We start from the raw sequence: 21,688 nt of genomic DNA, 5'->3' as shown, positions 1-21,688 counted from the left end.
CTCCCTGACCGGTGGACGGAACCACTTGTTCTCTTCTCCCGCCCCGTCTGGAGCCCGCCGATGCCGGCCAGCACCACCGCCCCTGTCGTCCTGACCGCCAAGGCCCTGCTCCTGGACATGGACGGCACGATCGTCAACTCCGACGCGGTGGTCGAACGCTGCTGGCGCGACTGGGCCGTCTCCCACGGCCTGGACCCGGAAGAGGCCCTCAAGGTGGTCCACGGCCGCCAGGGCTACGCCACCATGGCCATCTTGCTCCCGGACCGCCCGATGGAGCAGAACCGCGCCGAGAACGCGGTGCTGCTCGCCCGCGAGACCGCCGACACCGAAGGCGTGGTGCCGGTCGGCGGCGCCCCCGAGTTCATGGCCTCCCTCGCCGCCCTGCCGCACGCCCTGGTCACCTCCGCCGACACGGCCCTGGCGACGGCCCGGATGACCGCCGCGGCCCTGCCGATGCCCGAGGTCCGCGTCACCGCGGAATCCGTCCAGGACAGCAAGCCCCATCCCGAGGGCTTCTTGAAGGGCGCCGCCGCCCTGGGCGTGGATCCGGCCGATTGCATCGTCTTCGAGGACTCCGCCGCCGGCATAGAGGCCGGCCGCGCCGCGGGCATGCGCGTCATCGGCGTCGGCCCCCGCGCCGCCGCCCACGCCCCCACGGCCCACGTGTCCGACCTGACGTCCGTCGACGTCACCGCCGCCGCGGACGGCTCGATCCACCTCACGCTCCGCACGGCCTGACCCCGACCGGGCCACGCTCGCACCACGGATGCGCGAAGGCTCCCCGCCCCCGGTGAGGGCGGGGAGCCTTCGCGTACCGCGCCACCGGCCACCGCGCCGCCCCGATCTTGCCGATCAGCTTCAGCGGTACGTACTTCACCAGCGTCCGCCCGCCCAGGATCCCGATGGCGACGACGGCCCGGACGAGCCGGTGCGGAAGCAGCGTCAGGACGTTGGCGGCCGCGCTGACGGGTGCCGCGTGCACGACGAAGGCGGCGGCGACGCCCGTTCGGCCGGGCAGGACGCCATCGGTACCGAGAGACGTGGGCCGTGCCAGGCGGCGCTTCGGCTCGGCGGCGCCCCTGGGTGCGAGAGCGCGGATCCCGCCCCGGATCACCTCGCGCGGCTCCCACGCCCCCCACGGGCCCGCACCTCACCCGGAGTCGCAAGTTCCGCTTAATTTCGGGGCGTTGCAGACCTCGTCATGACATGCTCATGTCGCCACACTGTCACCTGGCGCCCATCCCCGCGAAACCCGGCGCCGCCAGCATGGCCACGCCCCCACCGGCGGGGCCGCACGGACCCACCCCCCACTCCCAGGGAGCCCCGATGTCCCCCACCTTCCGCACGCCCGGCGTCTACGCGCGTCGACTTGGCATGCTCGCGACAGCAGTCGCGCTCGCCTCCCTCACCACCCTCGTCGGCGCGCCCAGCGCCGCCGCCGCCCCTCCCACCCCCATCAGCGCCGCGGCCGCCCGTTCGTACCTCGCCACCGTCACGCCCAAGACGGAGGGCTCCACCAGCGGCTACAGCCGCGACCTGTTCCCGCACTGGAGCACCGTCTCCGGCGCCTGCAACACCCGCGAGACCGTCCTCAAGCGCGACGGCGTGAACGTCGTCCAGGACTCCGCCTGCGCCGCCGTCGGCGGGAGCTGGTACTCCGAGTACGACGGCGCCACGTGGACCGCCGCCTCCGACCTCGACATCGACCACGTCGTCCCGCTCGCCGAGGCCTGGCGCTCCGGGGCCAACTCCTGGACCACGGCCAAGCGCCAGCAGTTCGCCAACGACCTCACGCGCCCCCAGCTCATCGCGGTCACGGACAACGTCAACCAGGCCAAGGGCGACCTCGACCCCGGCAAGTGGCTGCCGTCGCGCACCGCCTACCGCTGCACCTACGCCCGCATGTGGGTCAACGTGAAGCAGTACTGGGGCCTGAGCATGGACTCCGGCGAGAAGACGGCCCTGGTCAACATCCTCAACGCCTGCTGACAGCCAAGAAGCACACCCCTGGCCAGAGATCTTTCCCCCGCCAGGGGGAGGCCGAGCTCCCCCTCCCCGTCGTAACGTGATCGAAGGGACAACGGAGGAGGGGGAGTTGCATGGCCGGACTGCGCTTGGGACCACTGCTGCGCTACATCGACTGGGACACGGGCGGCTCCGCCACCATCTGGGTCGAGGCGGACCGCCCGTGCACCGCCGAGGTGCGCTGCGCCGACGGCGCCGGCGGCAGCGTGCGCACGTTCCAGATCGCCGGGCACCACTACGCCCTGGTGCCGGTGACGGGCCTGACCCCGGGCGGCACCACGGCCTATGAGGTGCTGCTCGACGGCCTCCGGGTCTGGCCGCTGCCCGACGACCCTTTCCCGCCGAGCACGATCACCACCCCCGCCGTCACCGGCCGCACCGCCGGCCCCGTCCCCGGCCTCCGCGTCACCTTCGGCTCCTGCCGCCAGGCCGCCCCGCCCGCCGACGGGCGTGGTCCGCACGGCCCGGACGCGCTCGACACCCTGGCTGCGCGGCTGGCGGGCGACCCGCAGGCGGTCCGGCCCGACGTCCTGCTGCTGCTCGGCGACCAGGTGTATGCCGACCACCTGTCCCGGGAGACCCGGCAATGGCTCGCGGCCCGGCGGGACCTGCGCGAGGCCCCCGGCGCCCAAGTCGCGGACTACGAGGAGTACACCCGGCTCTACTACGAATCCTGGCTCGACCCCGAGATCCGCTGGCTGCTGTCGACCGTCCCGAGCCTGCAGATATTCGACGACCACGATCTCGTGGACGACTGGAACACCAGCGCGGCCTGGGTGGCGCAGATGCGCGCCACCGCCTGGTGGCAGGAGCGGGTGCTCAGCGGACTGATGTCGTACTGGGTGTACCAGCACCTGGGCAACCTCTCCCCCGCCGAGCTGGCGGCCGACGCGCTGTACGGAGCGATACGGGAAGCCCCCGACGGCACCGACACGCTACGGGCCTTCGCCGCCGCGGCGGACGCCGATCCGGCCACGGCCCGCTGGAGCTACCGCCGCGACTTCGGCCGGTACCGGCTGCTCATGGTGGACACCCGGGCCGCCCGGGTCCTGGCCGAGGACGGGCGGGCGATGCTCGACCCGGCGGAGCACCAGTGGCTCCGGGACAACGCGCTGGAGGGGCACGGCGGTTATGACCACCTGCTGATCGGGGCCTCGCTGCCGTGGCTGATGCCGCCGCTGATACACGACGCGGAGGTGTGGAATGCCGCGCTCTGCCGCGGCGAGCGGGGACCTCGGTGGGCGCGGATCGGGGAGGACCTTCGGCGGCGCAGCGATCTGGAGCACTGGGCGGCGTTCCCGGCCTCGTTCGCGGCGCTCAGCGATCTGATCGAGGAGGTGAGCACGGGCCCGCGGGCGCCGGCGACGGTGTGCGTGCTGTCGGGGGACGTCCACCATGCGTATGTGGCCGAGCCCCGAATACCCAGTACGGCCCGGGTGTTCCAGCTGACGTGCTCGCCGGTGCACAACTCCATCCACATCGCGGTGAAGTGGGGCTTCCGGCTGGGCTGGTCACGCCTGGGCCGGTGGCTGGGGCGCGGGTTCTCCGGGCACGGGCGGACGGGACGCCCGCCGCTGAGCTGGCGGCGTACGGGCGGGCCGTGGTTCGGCAACCAGTTGATGACGCTGGCGCTGTCCGGGCGGACGGCCCGGCTCCGGCTCGACCAGGCACACCGGCAGCGCCAGGGCGCCCGTCTGGTGCAGGTACTCGACCGGGAGCTCACCGGTGCGGAGTGAGTGGACACACCGCGGGCCCCTGAGTGGCCCCGGGCGTCCGGTGCGCAAACAGCGGGCGTACTCTGTATGGCTGTCAAGCCGCCCCTGCCGCTCCCCGCGACGTCGCGGCGCTTCACTGCCGAAGCACGTCAACCGGACTGGGGAGTCCCGTTTTGCTTGAGACTCTGGGGTCTCTGACCTCGAGCCCATGGATCTACGCCTTGGTGGCGCTGTCCGTCGTGCTCGACGTCTTCCTGCCGGTGCTGCCGAGCGGCGTTTTGGTGATCACCGCGGCGGCCGCGGCGGCCGCCGCGGGGGCGGCCGGACCGGCGGCGAGCCAGGTGGTGCCGGCACAGGTGCCTGACATCCTGGCGCTGCTCGTGACGGCTGTTACCGCCTCGGTGCTGGGCGACATGGCCGCGTACCGGCTGGCCCGGCGGGGCGGGGCCCGCCTCGACCGCGCCATCGCCCGCTCCCGCCGGCTGACCCGCGCGCACGAACGCCTCGGCACCGCCCTGTCCCGCGGTGGCGGCGCCCTGGTGGTGATCGCCCGCTTCGCCCCGGCCGGCCGCTCGGTGGTCTCCCTGGGCGCGGGACGGATGCAGCGCAAGGTCAAGGAGTTCCTGCCCTGGTCGGTCCTGGCGGGCTCGGCCTGGGCGGGCTACAGCGTGTCCCTCGGCTACTTCGGCACCCAGTGGCTCGGCACCACCTGGCTCGGCACCGCGGTCTCCCTGATCGCCCTCTTCGCTGCGGGCTCCCTGGCAGCCTTCCTCGTCCGCCGCCCCGCCCCTGGCCCCACCCCGGCGACGTAACGCGCGTGGGGGCGGCCAGGGGTTCTGAATACCCCGGGCGGAGCAGTGGGTCACCCGTTCACCCGGCAGCGATCGCCGCGGCGGGGCCGGGCTCCTAGCGTCCAGAGCACGGTGCGCATCCGAATCCGCGCCGCGTCGAGGAGCCCGAGGAGTTCTCTCCATGCCCGCCACACCGAACCGCACGCACCGCCTGACCCACCTGCCCCGGCTGCTGGCGGTCGCCGCCGCGACCCTCGCCGTCGCCGCCACCGCTCCCGCCACGCTGGCCCACGCGGCCCCGTCCGCCAGCGTCTCCCCGAGCACCGTCGCCCCCGGCGAGCGGGTCAGCCTCAACATCACCGGCTGCGGCACCAAGACCGGCAAGGCCTCCTCGCGCGCCTTCGGCGACGTATGGCTGAGCCCGGGGAACCTGGAGGCGACCAACCTCTTCGGCTCCGCCACGACCCTCCGCGACATCGGCGCGGGCTCATACCCCGTCACCTTCGAGTGCGGCGGCACCGGCGGCCAGCGCGTCACCGTGTCCCTGAACATCAGCGCCGGCGCCGCCCGCGGCGGCCTCGGCGGCAGCGTCGGCTCCATGAGCCCGGGTCAGATCGCCATGGGCGGAGCCCTCGTCGCGGGCGGACTCGGCGCCGGCGTGTGGTTCCTGCGCCGCCGCTCGGGACGCACCACCTGACGGGCGGCACGACACCACCCCACCCGGCCGGCGCGGGAGGTCAGCCGGCCGGCACGGCCTGCTGCCCCCGCACGTGCACGCCGTCCAGCAGCGCGGCCGTCGCCTCGGCAATGGCGTCGACCGCGGCCTCGAACACTTCCCGGTTGTGGGCGGCGGGCGCCCGGAACCCGGACACCTTGCGTACGTACTGGAGCGCGGCCGCCCGGATCTCCTCCTCGGTGGCCTTCTCGGGGATGGCGGGCGGGCGCAGGGTCTTAATGGAACGGCACATACCCCTACTATCCCGCTACTGCGGCAGCTCGGCCCCGGACAATTTCATGATCAAACCGGCTTGCAGCCGCGCCCGCATCCCCTGATCGGCAACCTCGTCCAGCAGCAGGATCGCCTGCTGCATCGTCTCGGCGGCCCGCCGGTCCTCCCGCAGCGAGGCGGTCTGGTCGGCCATGTGCCTCAGCGCGAGGTCCGCCCGCCGGTGAAACAACTGCCCGATCATGGTCACCACGAGCCCCACGGAACTGGTCACGACCCCCAGGTACAGGTCTCCGCTGCTCTCGGCCTTCCACACCGCGATCCCGATCCCGACCAGCAGGATCGCCGCCCCGGCCCCGGCGAACCGCTGGCTGGTCGCGAAACTGCTCCGCGCCTGCGTCAGCCCGTACGCGTAGTACTCGACGAGGATCGGCGTGAAGTCGTCCCGCCGGTCACCGAGCTCCGCCGACGACGGCCGAATCCCCCCGACGTCCGAGAACTTCGGATCCCCCGGCCCCTCAGCGCCCCGCGCCCCCCGCCCGACCCCCGCGAGCAACCGCTCCCGCTCCGCATCCCGCCGCCGGTCGAACCGCTCCCGCGCGCCCCTCTCCAGCACCACCAACACCGCGACCACCACCGCAGCCGCCCCACCCCAAGCGAGCCCCTCACCCATCCCCAGACCATCCCACGCCCCACTCCCACACAAAACCCCCCGCCCCCACCCAGCCAGAAACCCAGGAGACCCCCCACCGCGAACGGCGGGCGGTCTCCTCACTGGCGAACCCGGGCGAGTCCAATCCGCCAACACCTACTCCGCTGGGCCGCGCGGTGCCCCTCCCCGACCGACCGAGCCCAGGACCCATGGCCCCGGCTCAACTGATGGGGAGCGTCGTCAACCACCCGCGTCGATAGCGGCCACGGATGTCAGAAACCGGTCACCACCAGGCCCACTTCCTCTTCCGCAGCTCCTTCATCTTGCCCTCGGCGTCCCTCTTCTTACGCCGCTCCCGTGCGCCGGCCGTCCAAGCTCCCTGATGCTGGAAGCACTGGCCGCTGCCTACGCTGGCCGATCTCGTGCACCGGCCCCCACCCTGCTTTGCAGCTCCGCACTTCGGCTGGGTCATCGCACCTCTCCCCTTCGCTCCCGAGCAACTTCGCGAACGTACGCATCGTGCTGCCGGGCGCTCCCCCCTGGAAGGCGCGAACAGGAGCGCAGTGGAGCACACCGCACGCGTGCGGGATCGGCTGCTCAGGCAGGCACTCGACTGCGCCTGGCTGCTCTCATTAATGTCAGTCGCCGATGCAAAAGTCCCACCGTGAACGCCGGGGGTCTTGACGGTCCAACTTCGCCGCTGCCCGCCGCCTTTGCTGTCGGCTTCCGTAGCCCTCGCCGATGCGGGCGCCTGCGTCACGCAGGCCACCGTGAAGCCCTGTCAGATGAGGTAGTGCACCCCGCAGCTGCCCACAGATTCTCTGAGTTGCGATCAGTTGTCCAGGGTGATGCGATAAAGGAGGGAGTTGTAACTCGCATCCATTCTGGCTTGAGGGCTGGAATGATCGCGCCGGGGGTGGAATCGACAGCCTGGAAGAACGTATAGGTGCATCTCATCCCACCCTCGGGAAGGCACCGACCAGGCCGACCGGCTGATCAGCACGCCAGGGGCAGAGTTTCGATCACTTCAAGACGTCCAGCACGACGGCTTGCGCCTGAGCATTCACGTCGCTCAATGGCAGTTGGATCTCCTGCATAGATTAGGGGCGATGCTATGCGCCGCTATGTACGCACCCTGTTCTCGACAACCCTCCTTGTCTGCGTGTCTCTTGGTGGCGTATCACTGGGCGCCACCAACGCGCCCTCCAGGCCGGTCTCGAAGCCGGGCTGGTCGATGCGCATCGACCCCAAACTGACCGAGGAAACCAGCGACGCCGTCCAGGTCGTCAATGGATTCTGGGATAAGAATTGGTCTGATTTCTTCACGGAATCCTATCGACCCCCAAGCATTTACGGCACCCTAGGTTTTTATGACACGGAAAGCGTAAACTTTCCCAGATGTAGTGGAGAGACGCCAGATAAATACAATGCACTCTACTGCCTCGATGGAGATTATCTGGCATGGAGCGTCCACCTCATGGACATGGGGTTCAATATGGTCGGCGATTCGTGGGTCTACCTCGTGGTGGCTCACGAATGGGGCCACGCCATCCAGGCCAGGCTGAACTCTGACCTGCAGTTTGTTTCGAAGGAGTTGCAGGCCGACTGCCTTGCCGGCGCGACGTTGCAGGGTGCCACCCGGGACGGCACTCTCCGCTGGGAGAAAGGGGACACCGACGAAATTATCAATGGCCTTCAGAAACTGGGCGATACTACCGCATGGGCCAATCCCAAGGACCACGGTGACATATCTCAGCGGACGAAATATTTCACTCACGGCGTGAGTGGTGGAGTCAACGCCTGCCTTCCGCAGCAAGAGGCCAACTAAACCAGCCTCTACCGTTTGCGAGCCCAAGTCGGCGAACAGGCCACCCCAGCCTCCGACCCCAACCGGCATCCGAGCAACCGTCATTGGCGCACCCTGTAGCCCGTACGAACGACCTGGACGCCAGGACCCGCGGGAGACGCCGCGCGAGGCGATCGGGCACATGCACCGCCTGCCGCGGCAGCGCCCCGCCCGTCTCTGATCGTCGCCGCCGATGTCAGGCACAGTTGCCATGTGGCATCGACGCGGCATGCGAAAGCCCCCAACCATGATCGGTTGGGGGCCTTTTCACTGGTGGGCGCGGACGGTTTCGAACCGCCGCCATCTGCTTTGCAAGCTCGCCCAGACACTCGTACTGCCCAGAGCTCCCACGACTGGCTGCCCCGTGAGGAGACGCAGACGGCTGCTGCTATCCGCCGTCGTTGATGTCAGCCGTGGATGTCAGCTCCTCGCCCAGCTCCACCACGCCCGCCAGCCGCCCTCACTCGTCGTCGCACCGCTCCAGGACCAAGCCAACGGACCCGTCCTCCAGACCGTTGCTGTCTTCGAGGTGCAGGTGACTCCCATCGGGAACACCGTCGCCGGCAAGCACGAGCAGATGCCCTGCGAGCGTCCTGAGACCCGCGGCATTCGCCTCGATCACGACTTCTCCCCCGAGGTCCCGCACCTCGATCCGCGCGTCCGCCTCCCACGTGTAAACCTGCGCGACACCATCGGTCACGGCCGTAAGTTGGGTGCTCTCGACGGGGGCACTGCTGGCTTCGGAGGTCATGGAGACCATCATGCCGCTCAGAGCACACGACCCCTAAGGCGGCTTGGCCCCCTGAGGACATACCTGCGGCGAGAGACATATACGCGGGTTGCGGAGCACGACTGCCGCAACGCAGGATGCCAAGGGGGGCTATGGAACGGGATCAGTTGATGCCGCTGCTGGCCGGCGACGACGAAGCATCGAAAGCTGCCCTGGCCGCCCTCGTCGACGGCGCCGAATACGTCGATGGGACGACGAGGCGTTGCCCTCCGAGGCCTATGCCCGGAGCTATGAGAACCGGCGTAGGTCGTTGCGGCGAAGGGGCATCGAGACCCTGGGCCTGGAACGAGCGGTGCAGCTCGCAAGGACCCGCTGGCCATGGGACCGCGACGCTGCTGACCGCCGCCGGCGTTCCGCCCCGGGTCGTCATGGAGATCCTCGGGCACTCGCAGATCGCCGTCACCATGAACGTCTACGCACACGTCGTGCAGGACACGCAGCGCGAGGCCATCGGGCACATGGACCGGCTGCTCAGGAGGCGGGAGGCGCTCCCAATCCGCTCCGTTGATGTCAGATCCGGATGCAAAAGACCCCCCGCCATGATCGGCGGGGGGTCTTTCTGCTGGTGGGCGCGGACGGTTTCGAACCGCCGACATCTGCTTTGTAAGTTCCTCCAAGGGCAAGCTGCGAGGTGGAGGGCTGCCCGCGGCGCCGAGCCATGACCGTGCCCCTTGTGGGTCGGCGGCAGTAAGCGTCTGGCCGCGTTGCCGTCAGATATTGCCGTCACACCAGACCGAACAGACCACAAGGGCTGCCCCGCCGTGGAAGGCTTCGAGCGACTCCGTACCGAAGGGGGAGCTGTGTACGTTCCGTCGGAAGGACCTGCGGATCGATTCCTGCCACCACCTGGCGGACTTCATCGGCTGCACCTTGTTGAATACCAAGGCGGCCTACGCCTCTGCGAAGACGAGACAGGGCTGCTGGTCGGCCCGACTGATCGGCGGCTTCAACGCGCTGGGCTCTACGTGACCAACGTGCGAGGAGTCAACTACTACCCGGAGGCGGCTCGCCGGGCCGACTTGAGCCCAGGGCGCCCCTTGCGGTTGGTGCCCGAGCCGGACAATCTTCATGATCCCTTCGCCGTGGCCGTGCATCCGAACTACGGCAAGGAACCGATCGGCTACGTGAATAGGCAGAAGGCCCGCCATTGGTCCAAGGTGATTGCGGGCGGGTCGAGCCTTACCGCGGTGAGCTTGCGCGGAACAGGTCCGGGGGTTGCCTGTGAGGCAGTTGCCGTCCTGGCGGCCGCTCCTGAGGTGGTCGCCCACCTCATGTCTCCACGGCCATCCGGCCTCCCTCAACCGGTCTTCCTTCAATAGCACGACAGCGCGGCCGCTCCTCCACTGCGCGTGCATCCTCGGGCGCGGCGATCACCTGCGGCGGCTGGACGTCATGCCATCAGGACCGGCGCGGCGCGACAGGTCGCAGCCTGCATGGGCATCTGGGTGATCCCGTCGCCCTGGCGAGCGTCTTGGTCCTGCCTGGGTGGTGCAAAGCCGTGCGCCAGACGCCCAAGCAGGGTATTCCTGCGAGTTGGGGCACACGGAGGGCGCGGCAAGGACTGAGAGATCTAGACAACGACGAAGCCCCAGGTCGCTCACCTGGGGCTTCGCTGAGCTTTCGGAGCCGTAGCTTCAGCTGGTCATGCTGAGTCAGAAGATGGCCAGGGGGGTAACGATGCCCAAGGGCCCTTCAATGAACATAGTCGGATCCGCGTCCGCCGCTTGTGCCATCCTCCGGCGTTCCGCTCTGGGCAGCAGGTTCATTCCGGGAAGGTTGAATAGAAGATGCCGCTCTCCTGCTGGAATCTTCTTGTGGAGGATGCCGACCACAGTCGCCTCGGTCTCAAGCTCTTCATAGCCAACACGCAAAGCAGACTTCTTGAGTGCCGAGATAATCTTCGGGGCTTCGTCATCGACATCACCAACGATTACAACTCGCTGTTCGGACGAGCGGGACAATGCGGCAAAGCCTTCGAAAGCCGTCCGCTGCCCTTGGTCCAGCGTCTGCCCGAACAAGCCCATCATCTGGGTGACGGCTTCCATCTCGTCGGGGGACGTCATGAACCGTGAGGCGGCCGGTACCTCCACCTCACACTGGGCAGCAACCACCTCGCCAGGACGCAGCCCTCGCCAAACGTCAGCGTCGTTGGCGAAGATGTCTACCGTCTGACTCGATTCCTCTAGCCAGCTATATAGGCGATTGAATTGGCTCTCTGGAGTCTGCTTCAATACGTGAGCGATCTCTTCGCTTGAAACTTTTCCCCTCTCGACCTTTCCTCCCAGAGGGCCGACCTTAGCTTCGCCGCCCAGCTTCCTGTCGCTGTTGTTGCTACGGGTGATCGTCTGCTCTTCGAAGATCCCCGAGTCTGCTTGCGCTAGGGACTCTCGCACCAATTGTTCGTCGAGGTAGAGGAAACGCCTGAGAAGCATCCGCACTCCTTGCGAGAGATGGCACGTTGTTGAGGGAGACTCGTGGAGGCCGCTAAAGGTTGCAGGCCTGGAGCGGTGCATTTTTGACGGGCTGCCATCTGAGCGCCGACCAGTTCTCCTCGACCCACCGAGCCCCGACGTTCACCACAACGCACCGGCACCCCCGTACGGCGCCCTTCCATACCGGAGCCGGAACGCCCCGGGCTGGAGCGGGGCGCCGGGCGCGCGACGCCGCCGCCTTGGCGGCGGAAGCGCCCTTGCCGGGGTAGCGAAACGTACACCGCCTGCGTCTGATCCCGTCACGACCCAGGAACCAGGCGGCTAGTGAACCCCGCATCGCAAAGACGCTCGTAGGCCTCTGTGACGGGGCGGGGGACCTGCAAGCTGACCATGAAGCCTTGCTGTGGGTAGATGAGCAGACGCTGTTGAGCTCCCACGAGCATGTCTAGGACGAGCCGGGGATCATGGATCGAGTCCACGTACTCCGCCAGCGTCACCGGTGCTGACGCGCTGATGAACTCGGCCTCCGGCCAGAGCTTCCGCGCAGTGGCGTAGGCCCGCCGCTCCTCGTACGGCTTGCTGACGAGCAGCACAGACGAGACGCTCACCCCGCACTCCGCCAGGAGATCCCGGGAGAACCGGATGTTCTCGCCGGTGTTCCGGGCGTGTGGCTCGACGAGAATGACGTCCGCCGGCACGCCGAGGTCCAAGGCCCGCTCCCGATAGTGCTCAGCCTCGCCCCGCGGCATCTGGTCACGCGTGGTTCTGCTCGTGGCGCCCGTAAAGACGATGAGCGGCACCAGCCCACGCCGGTACAGGTCCACCGTCACATCGGCTACGCCCAAGTCGTGACTGCCGAGCCCGATAGCTACCGAGCAGGGTCGCGGCTTGTGGTGCATCTGCTGGAAATCCCAGAGGCATTGGGCATCGGACCAGGCCTGCGCCGAAATCACGGGGCCACACCTTGGGCCGAGTCGGGGACCTTGAAGTCATAGGCCCACGCGAAGCGGCTTGCCGCGTGAAGGCCGATGGCGAACTCCACCACGGTTCCGTCTGCGGTGAAGGTGGTGCGGTGCAGCTCGACCACCCACTCGCCGGGCGACAGCTGGAGCAGCGTGGCCTCCTCGGGCTTGGCGACCCTGGCGAAGAGCTCCTCCCGCATGTGGTCGATTTCGTAACCCGCGTCATAGAGCACACGGAAGCCACCACCACGGCCGGCGGGGCCAGGCGACGGATCCACGATGCGCGTGCCTTCCACGTGCTCGGGCCGGTAGTAGCTGGTCAGAGTGTGCGTCGGTTGGTCACCCTCCTTCACGAGTCGAGCGCGTGCGTACACCTCCGCCCCCTCGGGAAGGCCGTGGGCCGCCGCGACCAGCGAGGAGGCAGGCATCCTGCTGACGCTCTGCGTCTGCTCGCCCCGCTTGTACGAGCGGCCGGAGGCGACTCGGTCGGCGATGAACGCGACTTCATCCCCGTCACGCCACTTCGTCTTGTCGTACCGGGCGATCCCGAGCCGCTTGAGCGGCGACTGCTGCCGCACGACAGTGCCGTGGCCTCTGGATGAGGTCACCAGGCCCTCGGCCTCGAGCGCCTTGTATGCCGCGTGAACCGTGGACTTCGATCCTTCGCCAGCTTCGACCAGGTCCCGGATGTGCGGCAGCTGCTGACCAGGGGCGTACTCACCGCTCCTGATGCGCTCTGCCAAACGGTCCGCCAGTTCTCGCCATTTCGGTGCCATGCCGAACTCCTCTCGATGAGCCAAGTCAAACACAGTCCCAGGACTGTTGACAGTCCTGGGACTGTGCGTCATTGTGATCTCAGACGCCGCAGTCCTAGGACAGCGGCGAGGGGGCGGCCTTCTTTGGGGTGCCCCCGGCGCCCGGAGAGCCTGTGAGACGGCTCGAAGAAAGCGGCCGTTCCTTGAGAACTGAACAGTGGACTGAGGTACCCGCCCCCCTCGGAGAGGGCGGCGTAAGCGGGTTCTGCCCCCGCATACGGAACAGCGCCACCCAACCCTTCCGCAGCTCGATCGAGATGCGGCCGGTTGCCTCCTCCGCCCGTCTCGTACGGGCGGGGTCGAGGGGAGCCGGAGTTCTTCCTGCTTCCACCCCAACGCAGTGCAGCCCCCGGCGCGCGAACGCCGGGGGCTGCTGTTCGGGCCCCGTTCCTCCACCGAAGGAGCAAGACCCATGAAGTCCATCGCCGCACTTCACGCTGTTGTTACCCCGTGGTCCGACGGCTTGGAGCCGACGGACGCGGAGCTGAACGCGATCGAGCCGGAGATGCCGCTAATCCTGGCGGAGCGCGACCTGCTCGACGCGGAGATCATGACGCTGGACCGGACGCCCACCGAAGTGGACCGGCAGCGGCTGCGCCGGGCCCGCCGGCGTGTGCTGGCCGCCCGGACCGCGCTGGAGAACCGGGCCGCCCACCTTCCGTCATCCGGTGACGCGGCATGAATCGCAAGGCGAAAGCCGCACTCGTCCTCGCGCTGGTCGTCGTGGTCGCCATGGCCTTCCGCGTCTCCTGGAACGCCCTGCGGGACGTTGCCAGGGCGATCGGCGCGGACGGCACAGCGGCGACGCTCTACCCGTTCGTCGTCGATGGCCTGATGGCCCTGGCCCTGGTCGCCGCCCTCGTCCTGACCGACGAGGCCCGCCGGTTCGCCCTGCGGGTCCTGGCCGCCTACACGCTCGCCTCGCTGGTCCTGAACTACGTCCACGGACTGCTGCCCGAGCTGCACTCCGAGTCGATCGACTGGACTCGACTGGCCGACTGGGATCCCGCGAACTGGGCGCTCGTGCTGCTGGCGACGTCGCTTCCGGTCGGGTCGATCTACTTCGGCTCCGACCTCGTCGCCAAAGTCCTCCACCACAAAACAACGGTCGACCTGCTCGCGGACGGATGGGTGCAGATCGATCTAAACCGGTCGATGTCTGACCAGGGCGAACCGGTAGTCGAGGAGACAGCCCCAGGGGTGGAGGTGGATTCTTCCCCCGTCCCGGTGGTCGAGCCGATCGAGGCCCTGCCGCAACTCTCCGTGGCGGCCGAGTCGATGCGGCCCCGTCGGGCGACCGGTCGAGTCCCGCAAGCTGCTCGATCGACCCGACCGACCCGCACGGATGCCGAACTGCTCGGCGAGGCACGGAGCCTGACGGAGTCCTGGCCGATCGAGAAGCTGACCGGCGAAGGGATCCGCAAGGCCCTGCGGACTTCCCCGGCCAAGGCGCGGGTTGTGCGGGAAACCTTGAAGGCCGAGCGTGAACGGGACTCGGCGGCGGTGGCCGGATGAGCCTGACGTTCGCTCGCTGCTTCGAGCCGACCGGGGTCCTCCACGGGATACCCACCTTCCCTTGGCGCCTGGCCCCCGACGGACTCGCCACCCGTCGGCAGCTCCGCGCTCTGGGGCTGCGGCCCGGTGGTCAGGACATCGCCGGACAGGTCCTGCGCCCGCGCTTCCGACGCAGCCCGCTGATCGCGTTCCTGTACCGCGTCGACCGGGCTAAGCCGGTCCGGCCGATGACTCCAGCCAAGACGGCTGCGCTGGCGAAGGCCAACACCGCCCGCCGCACCTGCACGCAGTGCCGCCGCGATGCCGGATACGTCGTACCGGCCTCGCTCGGCATGTGCGTTCCCTGCGCCTACCCCGAAGGGGGCTGACCGTGAACCACCTGCCCGAACTCCCCGCGCACGCCAGCGTCGTCCGGCTCCCGGATGGCACCCATGTCTACGCCGACCCCACCACGCTGCCTCCCGCGTACACCGGGCCGCAGGTCACCCACCAGCACATCCACCAGGCTGCCCCGGACCGGACCGTCCAGCGCATCGCGCTCGGCTCCGGCGTTGGTGCCGGGGCGGTCGCGGCCGGCGTGTATTTCGGCCCGCTCCTGATCACCGCCTTGACCGCGATCGCCGCGAACATCGCGTTCCTGGCCTTCCTCGCGCTGGTCCTCGGCTGGGGTGTCCACACGGTCGTGAAGTCGATAGGCGGCCCGAGCGGAGCGCAGGCCGTGAAGAACGTGAGCAAGGCCGCCAAGGCCTCCCGCCGCCGACGCGGCTGACGGCTGCCCGATCCACCCGACCCGTGCGGGTGGTGAGGGGAGCCGGACAGACCGGCTCCGGAAGGAGTTCTCCCGATGGCGAAGGACCCGAAGTACACCGCCGGCGAGGTCGCCAAGCTCATGTGGCTGACCGCTCGGATGGCCAAGCGCGGTATCGCGAGCCAGACCGTCTACCAGGGCGACTTGGAGCGGAAGTTCGAGCGGATCGTCGACGCCGCCCGCGAACGCGAAGAGCACAACGCCAGGACCAGCACGAGCAGCAGGAAGCGCAAGTAGCTGTGCCCCGGGGCGGCCGCCCCGGCCAAGGAATCAGGCCGCCCCGGGCCCTACCCACCCCCGCTTGCCAGCGAGAGCAGGAGTTCTCAGCATGACCGATTCCCCGAGCACGCACCTGTGGGCCGTCCCGGACGAGGACGTCGAGCCGGTGATACCGAAGATGGTCGACAACCCGAACTTGCCCGACCCCAAGGTCCGTGACGAGAAGCGCAAGCCCGTCCTCGCCGGCTGGCTCACCAACCGCCGCGACTTCGCCGCCACCGCCCGCCACGCCGTCGCGAACCTCGGCTACGCCACCCTCTTCCACGGCGTCCGGATGCCCGTCTACGCCGCCCGCCTCACCGCCCGCTCCCCGCTCGGCGCCTGCCGGTTCATCGCCACCACCAACCGGTGGGTGTGGGACCGCGAGGCGGCCCCGCTACGGGACTTTGCGGTCCGCACCGAGGACGTCGAGGAGTACATGCGCCTGGCCCGGCTCCGGCAGGGCCGCATCCGGCTGCGCGGCCTGGTCACCCTCGTCGCCGCCGTGTTCGGACACGGCTTCGCCCTCTGGCTCTACGTCCTGGCCCCCGCCTTCCTCTACGCGTTCGCCGCCGGCGGGGTCCTTCTCCTGGGCTTCGCCGGGCAGCAGCCCGACGCCCCCGTCATCGGCCCCGCGGTGCTGAAGACCGAGCTGCAGAAGATGACCGGATCCATCGTCCTGCGCGGGCTGGACAGCATCGGCAACGCGAAGATCTCCGCCGCCATCAAGAAGGGCGGCGACATGAACGGACTCCGGTTCACGTCGGAGATCGTCCGCGACGGGCCCGGCTACCGCGCCGACCTCGACCTCCCTTACGGCGTGACGCCGGAGGACATCATGGAGGCCCGCAAGCCCCTGGCCTCCGGACTGCGCCGCAAGGTCGGCTGCGTCTGGCCGGCCCCCGACCCGGCCGAGCACGAAGGGCGACTCGTGCTGTGGGTGGGGGACAAGCCGATGAACGAGACCACCAAGCCCGCCTGGCCACTGCTGAAGTCGGGGCAGGTGGACCTGTTCAAGCCGGTCGTGTTCGGCAACGACCAGCGCATGCGCGACGTGACGGTGACCCTCATGTTCGCCGCGGTCGTCGTCGGCTCCATCCCCCGCATGGGCAAGACCTTCCTCATGCGACTGCTCCTCCTCATCGCCGCCCTCGACCCGCGCGCCGCCATTTACGCGTTCGACTTCAAGGGAACCGGCGACTTCTCCGCGCTGGAGCCGGTCTGCCACCGCTACCGGGCCGGTGAGGAAGACGAGGACATCGAGTACGTCGTCCAGGCCCTTCGCGAGCTGAAGGACGAACTGCGCCGCCGGGCGAAGGTCATCAAGTCCCTGCCCCGCAGCCGGTGCCCGGAGTCGAAGGTGACCCCGGAGCTGGCCAGCGACAAGACCCTGGGCCTGCACCCGATCGTCGTCGGCCTGGACGAGTGCCAGGTCCCCTTTGAGCACGAGAAATACGGCGCGGAGATCGAGGACATCTGCACCGACATCACCAAGCGCGGCCCCGCCCTCGGCATCGTCGGCATGTTCGGCACCCAGCGCCCCGACGCCAAGTCCCTCCCAACCGGCATCTCCGCGAACGCCGTGCTGCGGTTCGCATTGAAGGTCATGGGCCAGCCCGCCAATGACATGATCCTCGGCACGTCCATGTACAAGGCCGGGTACCGGGCGACGATGTTCTCCCGCTCGGACCGGGGCATCTGCTGGATGGCCGGCGAGGGCGACGACCCGCGCATCGTCGCTTCCGCTTTCGTCGACGCGCTCGCTGCCGAGCAGGTCGTGGCCCGCGCCCGGAAGATGCGCGACGACTACGGCAACGTCACCGGCCACGCCATCGGCAAGGGGCCCGAAGCGACTGCCGGACTCGACATCCTGACCGACACCCTCGCGGTCATCCCGGCCGACGAGGACGCGGTGTGGTGCGAGCGCATCGCCGCCCGCCTCACCGGGCTCCGGCCGGACGCGTACGCGGGGTGGAAGGGCGAGAACGTCACCGCCGCGCTCAAGCCCTGGGGCATCAAGCCCGGACAGGTCTGGGGCCAGACCGACGAGGGCGAGGGCAAGAACCGGCGCGGCATCAAGCGCGCCGACATCACCACCGCCATCACTCGCCGTGACGCCGATCGGGCCGCCGCCTGACCCTAGAACCACTGCTAGACCTAGCACCCGGCGCTGCTAGGTCTAGCACCCCCGCTAGCGCCCCATCAGGCCTCTGATCAAGGATCTAGTGTCTAGCGGCCCACCTGCGAGAACACCCGGAAACCGCCCCAACGCTGGGAGTAGACCCGCATGCTCATCGCTAGCGCCCTCATCCTCGCCGCCCTCGCCGGTTACACCCTGTTGTGCATGGCCAGCCCGTTCGGGACCTGCCGCAAGTGCGACGGTATCGGCGCCAAGCTCACCCTCAAGCGGTCCGGGAAGGTCAAGCGGGTCAAGCCCTGCCGCCGCTGCAAGGGCCAAGGCAAGCGCCTGCGCGTCGGCCGTCGCCTGCACAACCAGAGCCGGGAAATCCACCGAGCCGGCAGCCGCTGACCCCGGACAGCAAGGCCGGTGGCCGCACGCCATAAGGCGGACCCCGCTCCGATGGTGGAGCTAGGCGGACACGGCCACCGGCAGAACCCCGAGCTTGTCAGCACCCGGAGTACGCGCAGCCTCGCAACCTTCCCCGTGCACGTCAAAGGAGATTCCGGCATGGCCATCACCGTCTCGCTCGTCGCGCTCTTCGGACTCGTCCTCTACTTCCTCCTGCGCTCCCACAGCCTCAGCGCCGGAGGGGCGTTCATCGCCGCCGGATTCGGGTTCTTCCTCGCCTCGACCGGCGCCGCGGGCCCCATCAACGAGATGGCCAACGCCATCGTCGCCGCCATCCCCAACCTCTAAAACGCGACCGCCAAGTGCTACTGGGCAGGCGCGTGGCTGCGCCAGTGAGCGGCAAGCCATGCTTCGTGCTCCGGCCGGAGAGTTATGGCAGGGGTCGCGCCGTGGAGGGAGAAGTAGACCGGGTACCGGTGCAGGTCTTCGGCGATCTCGATGCAGCCGGTGTCGGGGTTGACGGTGATCTGGCCGCGGTCGAACAGGCTGTGGACGTCGGCCCGCATGAGGAGCCCGCCCCAGTCACGGTGCTCGCCGGCGTCCGCGAAGCTGTAGAGATGCGCGGCCTGAAGAGCTGCTGCTGGCGTCGGGCCGGTGAAGGCACAGACCTCGCCGTGGTCCTTCAGCAGCTGCTTGCGGAATGCAGGCTGGCCCTGGCGGGTCCGGACGTTCGACATCCGGTGCCCGCCCGGAATCGGCTTGCGCACCGAGTCCTCGCCGGGCTGCTCTTCGCCGCCCGTGTCCAGGTCGTCGAAGTCGACTCCTTCGATGGCCAGGAGGGCATCGCGGAGCTTCTCCCAGCGGGCCGCTCGCATGCTCAGCTGTGAGCGCGGTGAATCACACAGGGCTCGCAGTTGCGCTCCGGTCAGCAACCCGCGACCGTCCATCCACGTTTCCCCGTGCTTCGACCGGTAGGTGACCACGCGCTTGGCCTTGCTGCCCGGTTCATCAAACTGGGCCCCGCACTTATTGCACAGGTAGGCAGGCTTCAGCCGCTTGCGCGGCTTGATGTCCGCCTTCTTGCACACCGGGCAGAAGTACAGGTTCTTGACCTCGCTGCCCGTCTCGATCTCAGAGATCACTCCCAGGCCGAGCAGCTGCTTCTTGTCCCAAAGGGCGATCACGTCGCCCACCTTCAGATTCGCGTGGTTGGGGACGGTGTCGTCCCAGCTGTAGTGCTCCGACGGGTCGTCGTCATACCCGTCATTCCCCCCGTGCTGCCGTTCGTCTCCCACTGCCAGGACCAGCCACGCCGTCGTCACAACGCCCCCTCACGCCAGAACAACGCGGGGGCAGCCGCCCTCTCTCGCAAAGACCGCGGCTGCCCCCGCCCAGCCCATTCCTCGAACTGGAGGCATCCAGCATGACCCATCCCACCGACAACGGGCCAAGGCCCCGTCTCCTGGACGCGTACTGCTGCCAGGGCGGCGCCGGCATGGGCTACCACCGCGCCGGATTCGACGTGACCGGCGTCGACAAGGACGCCCAGACCCGCTACCCCCTTGGCTTCCACCAAGGCGACGCCATCGACTTCATCCAGAAGTTCGGCGCGGGCTTCGACTTCATCCACGCCTCGCCGCCGTGCCAGCACGACTCGGAGTGCCAGCGCATCCAGGGCCGCACCCACCCCGACCTCATCGGGCCCACCCGGGCCGCGCTGGAGTCGACGGGCCGCCCATGGGTGATGGAGAACGTCCGAGGCGCCGCCCGGAAGCTGCGCCGGCCGGTAATGCTGTGCGGGGCGATGTTCGGAGTGGAGACGTACCGGCACCGGTACTTCGAGACCGGCGGCGGCTTCACCTTCACCGCACCCGAGCACCCCGCCCACCTAGTCCCGCAGGCCAAAATGGGGCGCCCCGTCCCCAAGGGCTGGTACGGGCAGTTCGTCGGGAACTTCTCCGGTGTGGACCTCGCCCGCCGGGTGATGGGCGTGCCGTGGATGAACCGCGACGGGATCCGCGAGGCCATCCCCCCGGCCTACGCCCAGTGGATCGGCGAGCAGGCCCTAGCCCAGCTCAACGTGCTGGCGGTGGCCGCATGAGCACGGGTGTCCTGCCGCTGCGGCGGCCGAACGGGCTTAAGGTCCTGGACCTGTGCTGCGGGGCCGGCGGCCTCGCCATGGGCTACCACCTCGCCGGGTTCGACGTGACCGGCGTTGACATCCACGCGATGCCGAACTACCCCTTCACTTTCCACCAGGCCGACGCCCTCGAATACCTGGCCCGGATCACCGCCACGGGTGAGGTCGCGGAGTACGACCTGATCCACGCGTCGTGGCCGTGCCAGAACAAGGCCCGCGTGACCGCCTGGCGCGGCAGCCGCGACGACCACCCCGACCTGATCACCCCCGGCAAGGCCCTGATGAAGACCGCGGGGCGGCCGTGGGTCATCGAGAACGTCCCCGAAGCCGCCTGGGACGGCACCCTGCGTGCTGACTACCTGCTGTGCGGGACGCAGTTCGGCCTGAACGTCCGCCGCCACCGGGCCTTCGAGACCTCCTGGCACGGCGGCGGTGACCTCCTACCGCCGTGCTGGCACCGCAAGGGCCTGCTGGCGTTCGAGCACAAGGGCGAGCGGGCGTACGCGGACGCCATGGGCTGCACCTGGATGAACAAGACCGAAGCCCGCCAGGCCGTGCCGCCCGCCTACACCGAATGGATCGCCACCCAGTTCCTCGCCCACGAGACGGAGGCCGCCGCATGAGGAACACCACCGGGCACCTGCGGACCGCCCTCTGGCTCGCCGAACTCGGCATCCCCGTCCTGCCCCTGCGGGAGGGCAAGCTCCCCTTCGGGAACTGCCCGGCCTGCACCAGCTCGGCCTGCGGAGACCGGCCCCACATGCTGGCCGCCGGGCCCTGCCGGTGCCCGGCCCCCTGCCACGCCTGGGGAGCCGCCACCACCGACCCGGACGTCCTTACCGGCCCGGCATGGCTTCGCGTCTGGCGTCAGGCCGGAGCGGTTGCCTACCACCCGGGCGGTGCTGGTCTGACCGTCGTGGACCTGGACGACGCCGAAGCCGTCACCTGGGCCCGCCAGACCCTTCCCGCCACCACCGTCGTGCCGACGACGCGGGGCGAGCACTGGATCTACCGGGGCGCCATGCAGTCGAAGAACGGCGTCCGCCCCGGGGTCGACGTGAAGTCCACGATGTCCTACGTCCGCTGGCGCGGCCCCGGCGCCGGAACGATGGCCATGCTGCCGGACGTCGTGCGCGCGCTCGTGGTGAAGGAACCCACCGCAAGCCAGACCCGCTCCGCCATCGTGGCGGTGTCGGCCGGGGGCGGGCAGTGCCCGCATCGCTCGCCCGCCTACCTGGAACGGGGGATCGTCATGGCCGAGCAGCGCATTACCGCGGCGGCCAAGGCCATCCACAAGACCGTGTACCGCACGTTCCTCGCCGTGCTGTCCGCCCACGGGCGGTGCGGCTGCCTGACCGAGGCCCACACCACGCGCCTCTTCACCGCCGCGCAGGCCAAGGGCGAAACCGTCCGGCACTGCGAGGTCGCCTGGGCCAACGCCCTCACGAAGCTAGGGATGTAGC

The 21,688-nt window shown here is 69.1% G+C and carries 26 protein-coding genes, 1 tRNA gene and 1 pseudogene; 19 read left to right on the top strand and 9 right to left on the bottom strand.

Annotated features, from left to right (window positions below; all coding sequences use genetic code 11):
- The first annotated feature begins 60 nt into the window (after positions 1–60).
- Complete coding sequence (locus ACFWB8_RS25680; RefSeq protein WP_385231558.1) at positions 61–738, top strand: HAD-IA family hydrolase; 678 nt, start codon at positions 61–63, stop codon at positions 736–738.
- Here the strand turns inward: ACFWB8_RS25680 and ACFWB8_RS25675 are convergent.
- On the bottom strand, positions 719–1,114 hold the full coding sequence (locus tag ACFWB8_RS25675; protein WP_385231555.1) for a hypothetical protein: 396 nt from the start codon (positions 1,112–1,114) through the stop codon (positions 719–721). The two genes, ACFWB8_RS25680 and ACFWB8_RS25675, sit on opposite strands and share 20 nt — an antisense overlap.
- A 212-nt stretch (positions 1,115–1,326) precedes the next feature.
- Between ACFWB8_RS25675 and ACFWB8_RS25670 the strand changes: the two genes are divergently transcribed.
- The 4 genes from ACFWB8_RS25670 to ACFWB8_RS25655 all read left to right on the top strand — a co-directional run bounded on the left by ACFWB8_RS25670 (position 1,327) and on the right by ACFWB8_RS25655 (position 5,228).
- A complete protein-coding gene (locus tag ACFWB8_RS25670; protein WP_385231552.1) occupies positions 1,327–1,989 on the top strand; it encodes an HNH endonuclease family protein in 663 nt (220 codons plus the stop codon).
- 110 nt (positions 1,990–2,099) lie between these two features.
- Complete coding sequence (locus ACFWB8_RS25665) at positions 2,100–3,761, top strand: alkaline phosphatase D family protein (RefSeq protein WP_385231549.1); 1,662 nt, start codon at positions 2,100–2,102, stop codon at positions 3,759–3,761.
- 152 nt (positions 3,762–3,913) lie between these two features.
- Positions 3,914–4,552: a DedA family protein gene (locus ACFWB8_RS25660; RefSeq protein WP_385231546.1), complete on the top strand. Its 639-nt coding sequence runs from the start codon at positions 3,914–3,916 to the stop codon at positions 4,550–4,552.
- 160 nt (positions 4,553–4,712) lie between these two features.
- Positions 4,713–5,228 carry a hypothetical protein gene (locus tag ACFWB8_RS25655; protein WP_385231543.1) on the top strand — a complete coding sequence of 172 codons (516 nt, stop codon included), beginning with the start codon at positions 4,713–4,715 and terminating at the stop codon, positions 5,226–5,228.
- A gap of 40 nt (positions 5,229–5,268) precedes the next feature.
- On the opposite strand, the gene ACFWB8_RS25650 is transcribed toward ACFWB8_RS25655, so the two are convergent.
- Entirely contained in the window at positions 5,269–5,499 is a 231-nt protein-coding gene (locus ACFWB8_RS25650) for a DUF2277 domain-containing protein (protein WP_385231540.1), read from the bottom strand.
- A gap of 15 nt (positions 5,500–5,514) precedes the next feature.
- Complete coding sequence (locus tag ACFWB8_RS25645; protein ID WP_385231537.1) at positions 5,515–6,150, bottom strand: hypothetical protein; 636 nt, start codon at positions 6,148–6,150, stop codon at positions 5,515–5,517.
- A 1,093-nt stretch (positions 6,151–7,243) separates the two neighbouring features.
- On the opposite strand from ACFWB8_RS25645, the gene ACFWB8_RS25640 reads away from it, so the two are divergent.
- Entirely contained in the window at positions 7,244–7,957 is a 714-nt protein-coding gene (locus tag ACFWB8_RS25640) for a neutral zinc metallopeptidase (RefSeq protein WP_385231534.1), read from the top strand.
- Positions 7,958–8,246: 289 nt separating this feature from the next.
- Here ACFWB8_RS25640 and ACFWB8_RS25635 read toward each other — a convergent pair.
- Positions 8,247–8,324, bottom strand: a tRNA-Cys gene (locus ACFWB8_RS25635).
- A gap of 111 nt (positions 8,325–8,435) precedes the next feature.
- A complete protein-coding gene (locus tag ACFWB8_RS25630) occupies positions 8,436–8,726 on the bottom strand; it encodes a hypothetical protein (protein WP_385231531.1) in 291 nt (96 codons plus the stop codon).
- 350 nt (positions 8,727–9,076) lie between these two features.
- On the opposite strand from ACFWB8_RS25630, the pseudogene ACFWB8_RS25625 reads away from it, so the two are divergent.
- Positions 9,077–9,247, top strand: a pseudogene (locus ACFWB8_RS25625) (tyrosine-type recombinase/integrase); the annotation flags it as partial.
- Positions 9,248–9,526: 279 nt separating this feature from the next.
- Entirely contained in the window at positions 9,527–10,084 is a 558-nt protein-coding gene (locus tag ACFWB8_RS25620; RefSeq protein WP_385231528.1) for an HIRAN domain-containing protein, read from the top strand.
- Between the two features lie 333 nt (positions 10,085–10,417).
- Here ACFWB8_RS25620 and ACFWB8_RS25615 read toward each other — a convergent pair whose 3' ends face one another.
- From ACFWB8_RS25615 to ACFWB8_RS25605, 3 genes are all read right to left on the bottom strand, one after another.
- The gene (locus ACFWB8_RS25615; RefSeq protein ID WP_385231525.1) at positions 10,418–11,197 is read right to left on the bottom strand and encodes a hypothetical protein; all 780 of its coding nucleotides are present in this window, start codon (positions 11,195–11,197) and stop codon (positions 10,418–10,420) included.
- 299 nt (positions 11,198–11,496) lie between these two features.
- Positions 11,497–12,150: a YdcF family protein gene (locus ACFWB8_RS25610; protein WP_385231522.1), complete on the bottom strand. Its 654-nt coding sequence runs from the start codon at positions 12,148–12,150 to the stop codon at positions 11,497–11,499.
- The gene (locus ACFWB8_RS25605) at positions 12,147–12,935 is read right to left on the bottom strand and encodes a GntR family transcriptional regulator (RefSeq protein ID WP_385231519.1); all 789 of its coding nucleotides are present in this window, start codon (positions 12,933–12,935) and stop codon (positions 12,147–12,149) included. Before ACFWB8_RS25605 ends, ACFWB8_RS25610 begins: the two co-directional genes overlap by 4 nt.
- A gap of 451 nt (positions 12,936–13,386) precedes the next feature.
- Here ACFWB8_RS25605 and ACFWB8_RS25600 point away from each other — a divergent pair, with 451 nt between their 5' ends.
- The 8 genes from ACFWB8_RS25600 (at position 13,387) to ACFWB8_RS25565 (ending at position 18,433) form a co-directional block, all read left to right on the top strand.
- The gene (locus ACFWB8_RS25600) at positions 13,387–13,656 is read left to right on the top strand and encodes a DUF6284 family protein (RefSeq protein WP_385231516.1); all 270 of its coding nucleotides are present in this window, start codon (positions 13,387–13,389) and stop codon (positions 13,654–13,656) included.
- Positions 13,653–14,489, top strand: coding sequence for a DUF2637 domain-containing protein (locus tag ACFWB8_RS25595; protein WP_385231513.1), 837 nt, complete (start codon positions 13,653–13,655; stop codon positions 14,487–14,489). The genes ACFWB8_RS25600 and ACFWB8_RS25595 overlap by 4 nt, the downstream gene beginning before the upstream one ends.
- Positions 14,486–14,857 carry an RRQRL motif-containing zinc-binding protein gene (locus tag ACFWB8_RS25590; RefSeq protein WP_385231510.1) on the top strand — a complete coding sequence of 124 codons (372 nt, stop codon included), beginning with the start codon at positions 14,486–14,488 and terminating at the stop codon, positions 14,855–14,857. Before ACFWB8_RS25595 ends, ACFWB8_RS25590 begins: the two co-directional genes overlap by 4 nt.
- A 2-nt stretch (positions 14,858–14,859) precedes the next feature.
- Positions 14,860–15,258: a DUF6251 family protein gene (locus tag ACFWB8_RS25585; protein ID WP_385231507.1), complete on the top strand. Its 399-nt coding sequence runs from the start codon at positions 14,860–14,862 to the stop codon at positions 15,256–15,258.
- 75 nt (positions 15,259–15,333) lie between these two features.
- Positions 15,334–15,534 (top strand): DUF6257 family protein, encoded by a 201-nt coding sequence (locus ACFWB8_RS25580; protein ID WP_385231504.1) that lies wholly within the window; start codon positions 15,334–15,336, stop codon positions 15,532–15,534.
- A gap of 91 nt (positions 15,535–15,625) precedes the next feature.
- Entirely contained in the window at positions 15,626–17,692 is a 2,067-nt protein-coding gene (locus ACFWB8_RS25575) for a cell division protein FtsK (RefSeq protein ID WP_385231501.1), read from the top strand.
- A gap of 150 nt (positions 17,693–17,842) precedes the next feature.
- Positions 17,843–18,085 (top strand): hypothetical protein, encoded by a 243-nt coding sequence (locus ACFWB8_RS25570; protein WP_385231498.1) that lies wholly within the window; start codon positions 17,843–17,845, stop codon positions 18,083–18,085.
- A 159-nt stretch (positions 18,086–18,244) separates the two neighbouring features.
- The gene (locus tag ACFWB8_RS25565; RefSeq protein WP_385231495.1) at positions 18,245–18,433 is read left to right on the top strand and encodes a hypothetical protein; all 189 of its coding nucleotides are present in this window, start codon (positions 18,245–18,247) and stop codon (positions 18,431–18,433) included.
- A 17-nt stretch (positions 18,434–18,450) separates the two neighbouring features.
- Here the strand turns inward: ACFWB8_RS25565 and ACFWB8_RS25560 are convergent, their stop codons facing one another.
- Complete coding sequence (locus tag ACFWB8_RS25560) at positions 18,451–19,407, bottom strand: HNH endonuclease (protein ID WP_385231492.1); 957 nt, start codon at positions 19,405–19,407, stop codon at positions 18,451–18,453.
- 101 nt (positions 19,408–19,508) lie between these two features.
- Here ACFWB8_RS25560 and ACFWB8_RS25555 point away from each other — a divergent pair, with 101 nt between their 5' ends.
- Genes ACFWB8_RS25555 through ACFWB8_RS25545 form a run of 3 tightly spaced genes read left to right on the top strand, consistent with a single transcriptional unit; the run spans position 19,509 to position 21,687 of the window.
- Positions 19,509–20,186, top strand: coding sequence for an SAM-dependent methyltransferase (locus tag ACFWB8_RS25555; protein WP_385231489.1), 678 nt, complete (start codon positions 19,509–19,511; stop codon positions 20,184–20,186).
- Positions 20,183–20,848: a DNA cytosine methyltransferase gene (locus ACFWB8_RS25550; RefSeq protein WP_385231487.1), complete on the top strand. Its 666-nt coding sequence runs from the start codon at positions 20,183–20,185 to the stop codon at positions 20,846–20,848. Before ACFWB8_RS25555 ends, ACFWB8_RS25550 begins: the two co-directional genes overlap by 4 nt.
- On the top strand, positions 20,845–21,687 hold the full coding sequence (locus tag ACFWB8_RS25545; protein WP_385231484.1) for a bifunctional DNA primase/polymerase: 843 nt from the start codon (positions 20,845–20,847) through the stop codon (positions 21,685–21,687). Before ACFWB8_RS25550 ends, ACFWB8_RS25545 begins: the two co-directional genes overlap by 4 nt.
- The last annotated feature ends 1 nt before the right edge of the window (position 21,688 follow it).

It is taken from the genome of Streptomyces sp. NPDC060031 (genome assembly GCF_042736805.1).
In the GTDB taxonomy this organism is placed as follows: domain Bacteria; phylum Actinomycetota; class Actinomycetes; order Streptomycetales; family Streptomycetaceae; genus Streptomyces.
Note: the sequence above shows the minus strand (reverse complement) of the source record. Positions and strands in the feature narration are given on the sequence as shown.

What these genes read in the sequence shown, in the direction of transcription:
- ACFWB8_RS25590 (WP_385231510.1), top strand. Translation starts at nt 14,486, where the DNA reads ATGAGCCTGACGTTCGCTCGCTGCTTCGAGCCGACCGGGGTCCTCCAC.
- ACFWB8_RS25630 (WP_385231531.1), bottom strand. Translation starts at nt 8,726, where the DNA reads ATGACCTCCGAAGCCAGCAGTGCCCCCGTCGAGAGCACCCAACTTACG.
- ACFWB8_RS25670 (WP_385231552.1), top strand. Translation starts at nt 1,327, where the DNA reads ATGTCCCCCACCTTCCGCACGCCCGGCGTCTACGCGCGTCGACTTGGC.
- ACFWB8_RS25605 (WP_385231519.1), bottom strand. Translation starts at nt 12,935, where the DNA reads ATGGCACCGAAATGGCGAGAACTGGCGGACCGTTTGGCAGAGCGCATC.
- ACFWB8_RS25655 (WP_385231543.1), top strand. Translation starts at nt 4,713, where the DNA reads ATGCCCGCCACACCGAACCGCACGCACCGCCTGACCCACCTGCCCCGG.
- ACFWB8_RS25570 (WP_385231498.1), top strand. Translation starts at nt 17,843, where the DNA reads ATGCTCATCGCTAGCGCCCTCATCCTCGCCGCCCTCGCCGGTTACACC.
- ACFWB8_RS25565 (WP_385231495.1), top strand. Translation starts at nt 18,245, where the DNA reads ATGGCCATCACCGTCTCGCTCGTCGCGCTCTTCGGACTCGTCCTCTAC.
- ACFWB8_RS25600 (WP_385231516.1), top strand. Translation starts at nt 13,387, where the DNA reads ATGAAGTCCATCGCCGCACTTCACGCTGTTGTTACCCCGTGGTCCGAC.
- ACFWB8_RS25680 (WP_385231558.1), top strand. Translation starts at nt 61, where the DNA reads ATGCCGGCCAGCACCACCGCCCCTGTCGTCCTGACCGCCAAGGCCCTG.
- ACFWB8_RS25640 (WP_385231534.1), top strand. Translation starts at nt 7,244, where the DNA reads ATGCGCCGCTATGTACGCACCCTGTTCTCGACAACCCTCCTTGTCTGC.
- ACFWB8_RS25575 (WP_385231501.1), top strand. Translation starts at nt 15,626, where the DNA reads ATGACCGATTCCCCGAGCACGCACCTGTGGGCCGTCCCGGACGAGGAC.
- ACFWB8_RS25550 (WP_385231487.1), top strand. Translation starts at nt 20,183, where the DNA reads ATGAGCACGGGTGTCCTGCCGCTGCGGCGGCCGAACGGGCTTAAGGTC.
- ACFWB8_RS25645 (WP_385231537.1), bottom strand. Translation starts at nt 6,150, where the DNA reads ATGGGTGAGGGGCTCGCTTGGGGTGGGGCGGCTGCGGTGGTGGTCGCG.
- ACFWB8_RS25615 (WP_385231525.1), bottom strand. Translation starts at nt 11,197, where the DNA reads ATGCTTCTCAGGCGTTTCCTCTACCTCGACGAACAATTGGTGCGAGAG.
- ACFWB8_RS25650 (WP_385231540.1), bottom strand. Translation starts at nt 5,499, where the DNA reads ATGTGCCGTTCCATTAAGACCCTGCGCCCGCCCGCCATCCCCGAGAAG.
- ACFWB8_RS25580 (WP_385231504.1), top strand. Translation starts at nt 15,334, where the DNA reads ATGGCGAAGGACCCGAAGTACACCGCCGGCGAGGTCGCCAAGCTCATG.
- ACFWB8_RS25545 (WP_385231484.1), top strand. Translation starts at nt 20,845, where the DNA reads ATGAGGAACACCACCGGGCACCTGCGGACCGCCCTCTGGCTCGCCGAA.
- ACFWB8_RS25665 (WP_385231549.1), top strand. Translation starts at nt 2,100, where the DNA reads ATGGCCGGACTGCGCTTGGGACCACTGCTGCGCTACATCGACTGGGAC.
- ACFWB8_RS25555 (WP_385231489.1), top strand. Translation starts at nt 19,509, where the DNA reads ATGACCCATCCCACCGACAACGGGCCAAGGCCCCGTCTCCTGGACGCG.
- ACFWB8_RS25595 (WP_385231513.1), top strand. Translation starts at nt 13,653, where the DNA reads ATGAATCGCAAGGCGAAAGCCGCACTCGTCCTCGCGCTGGTCGTCGTG.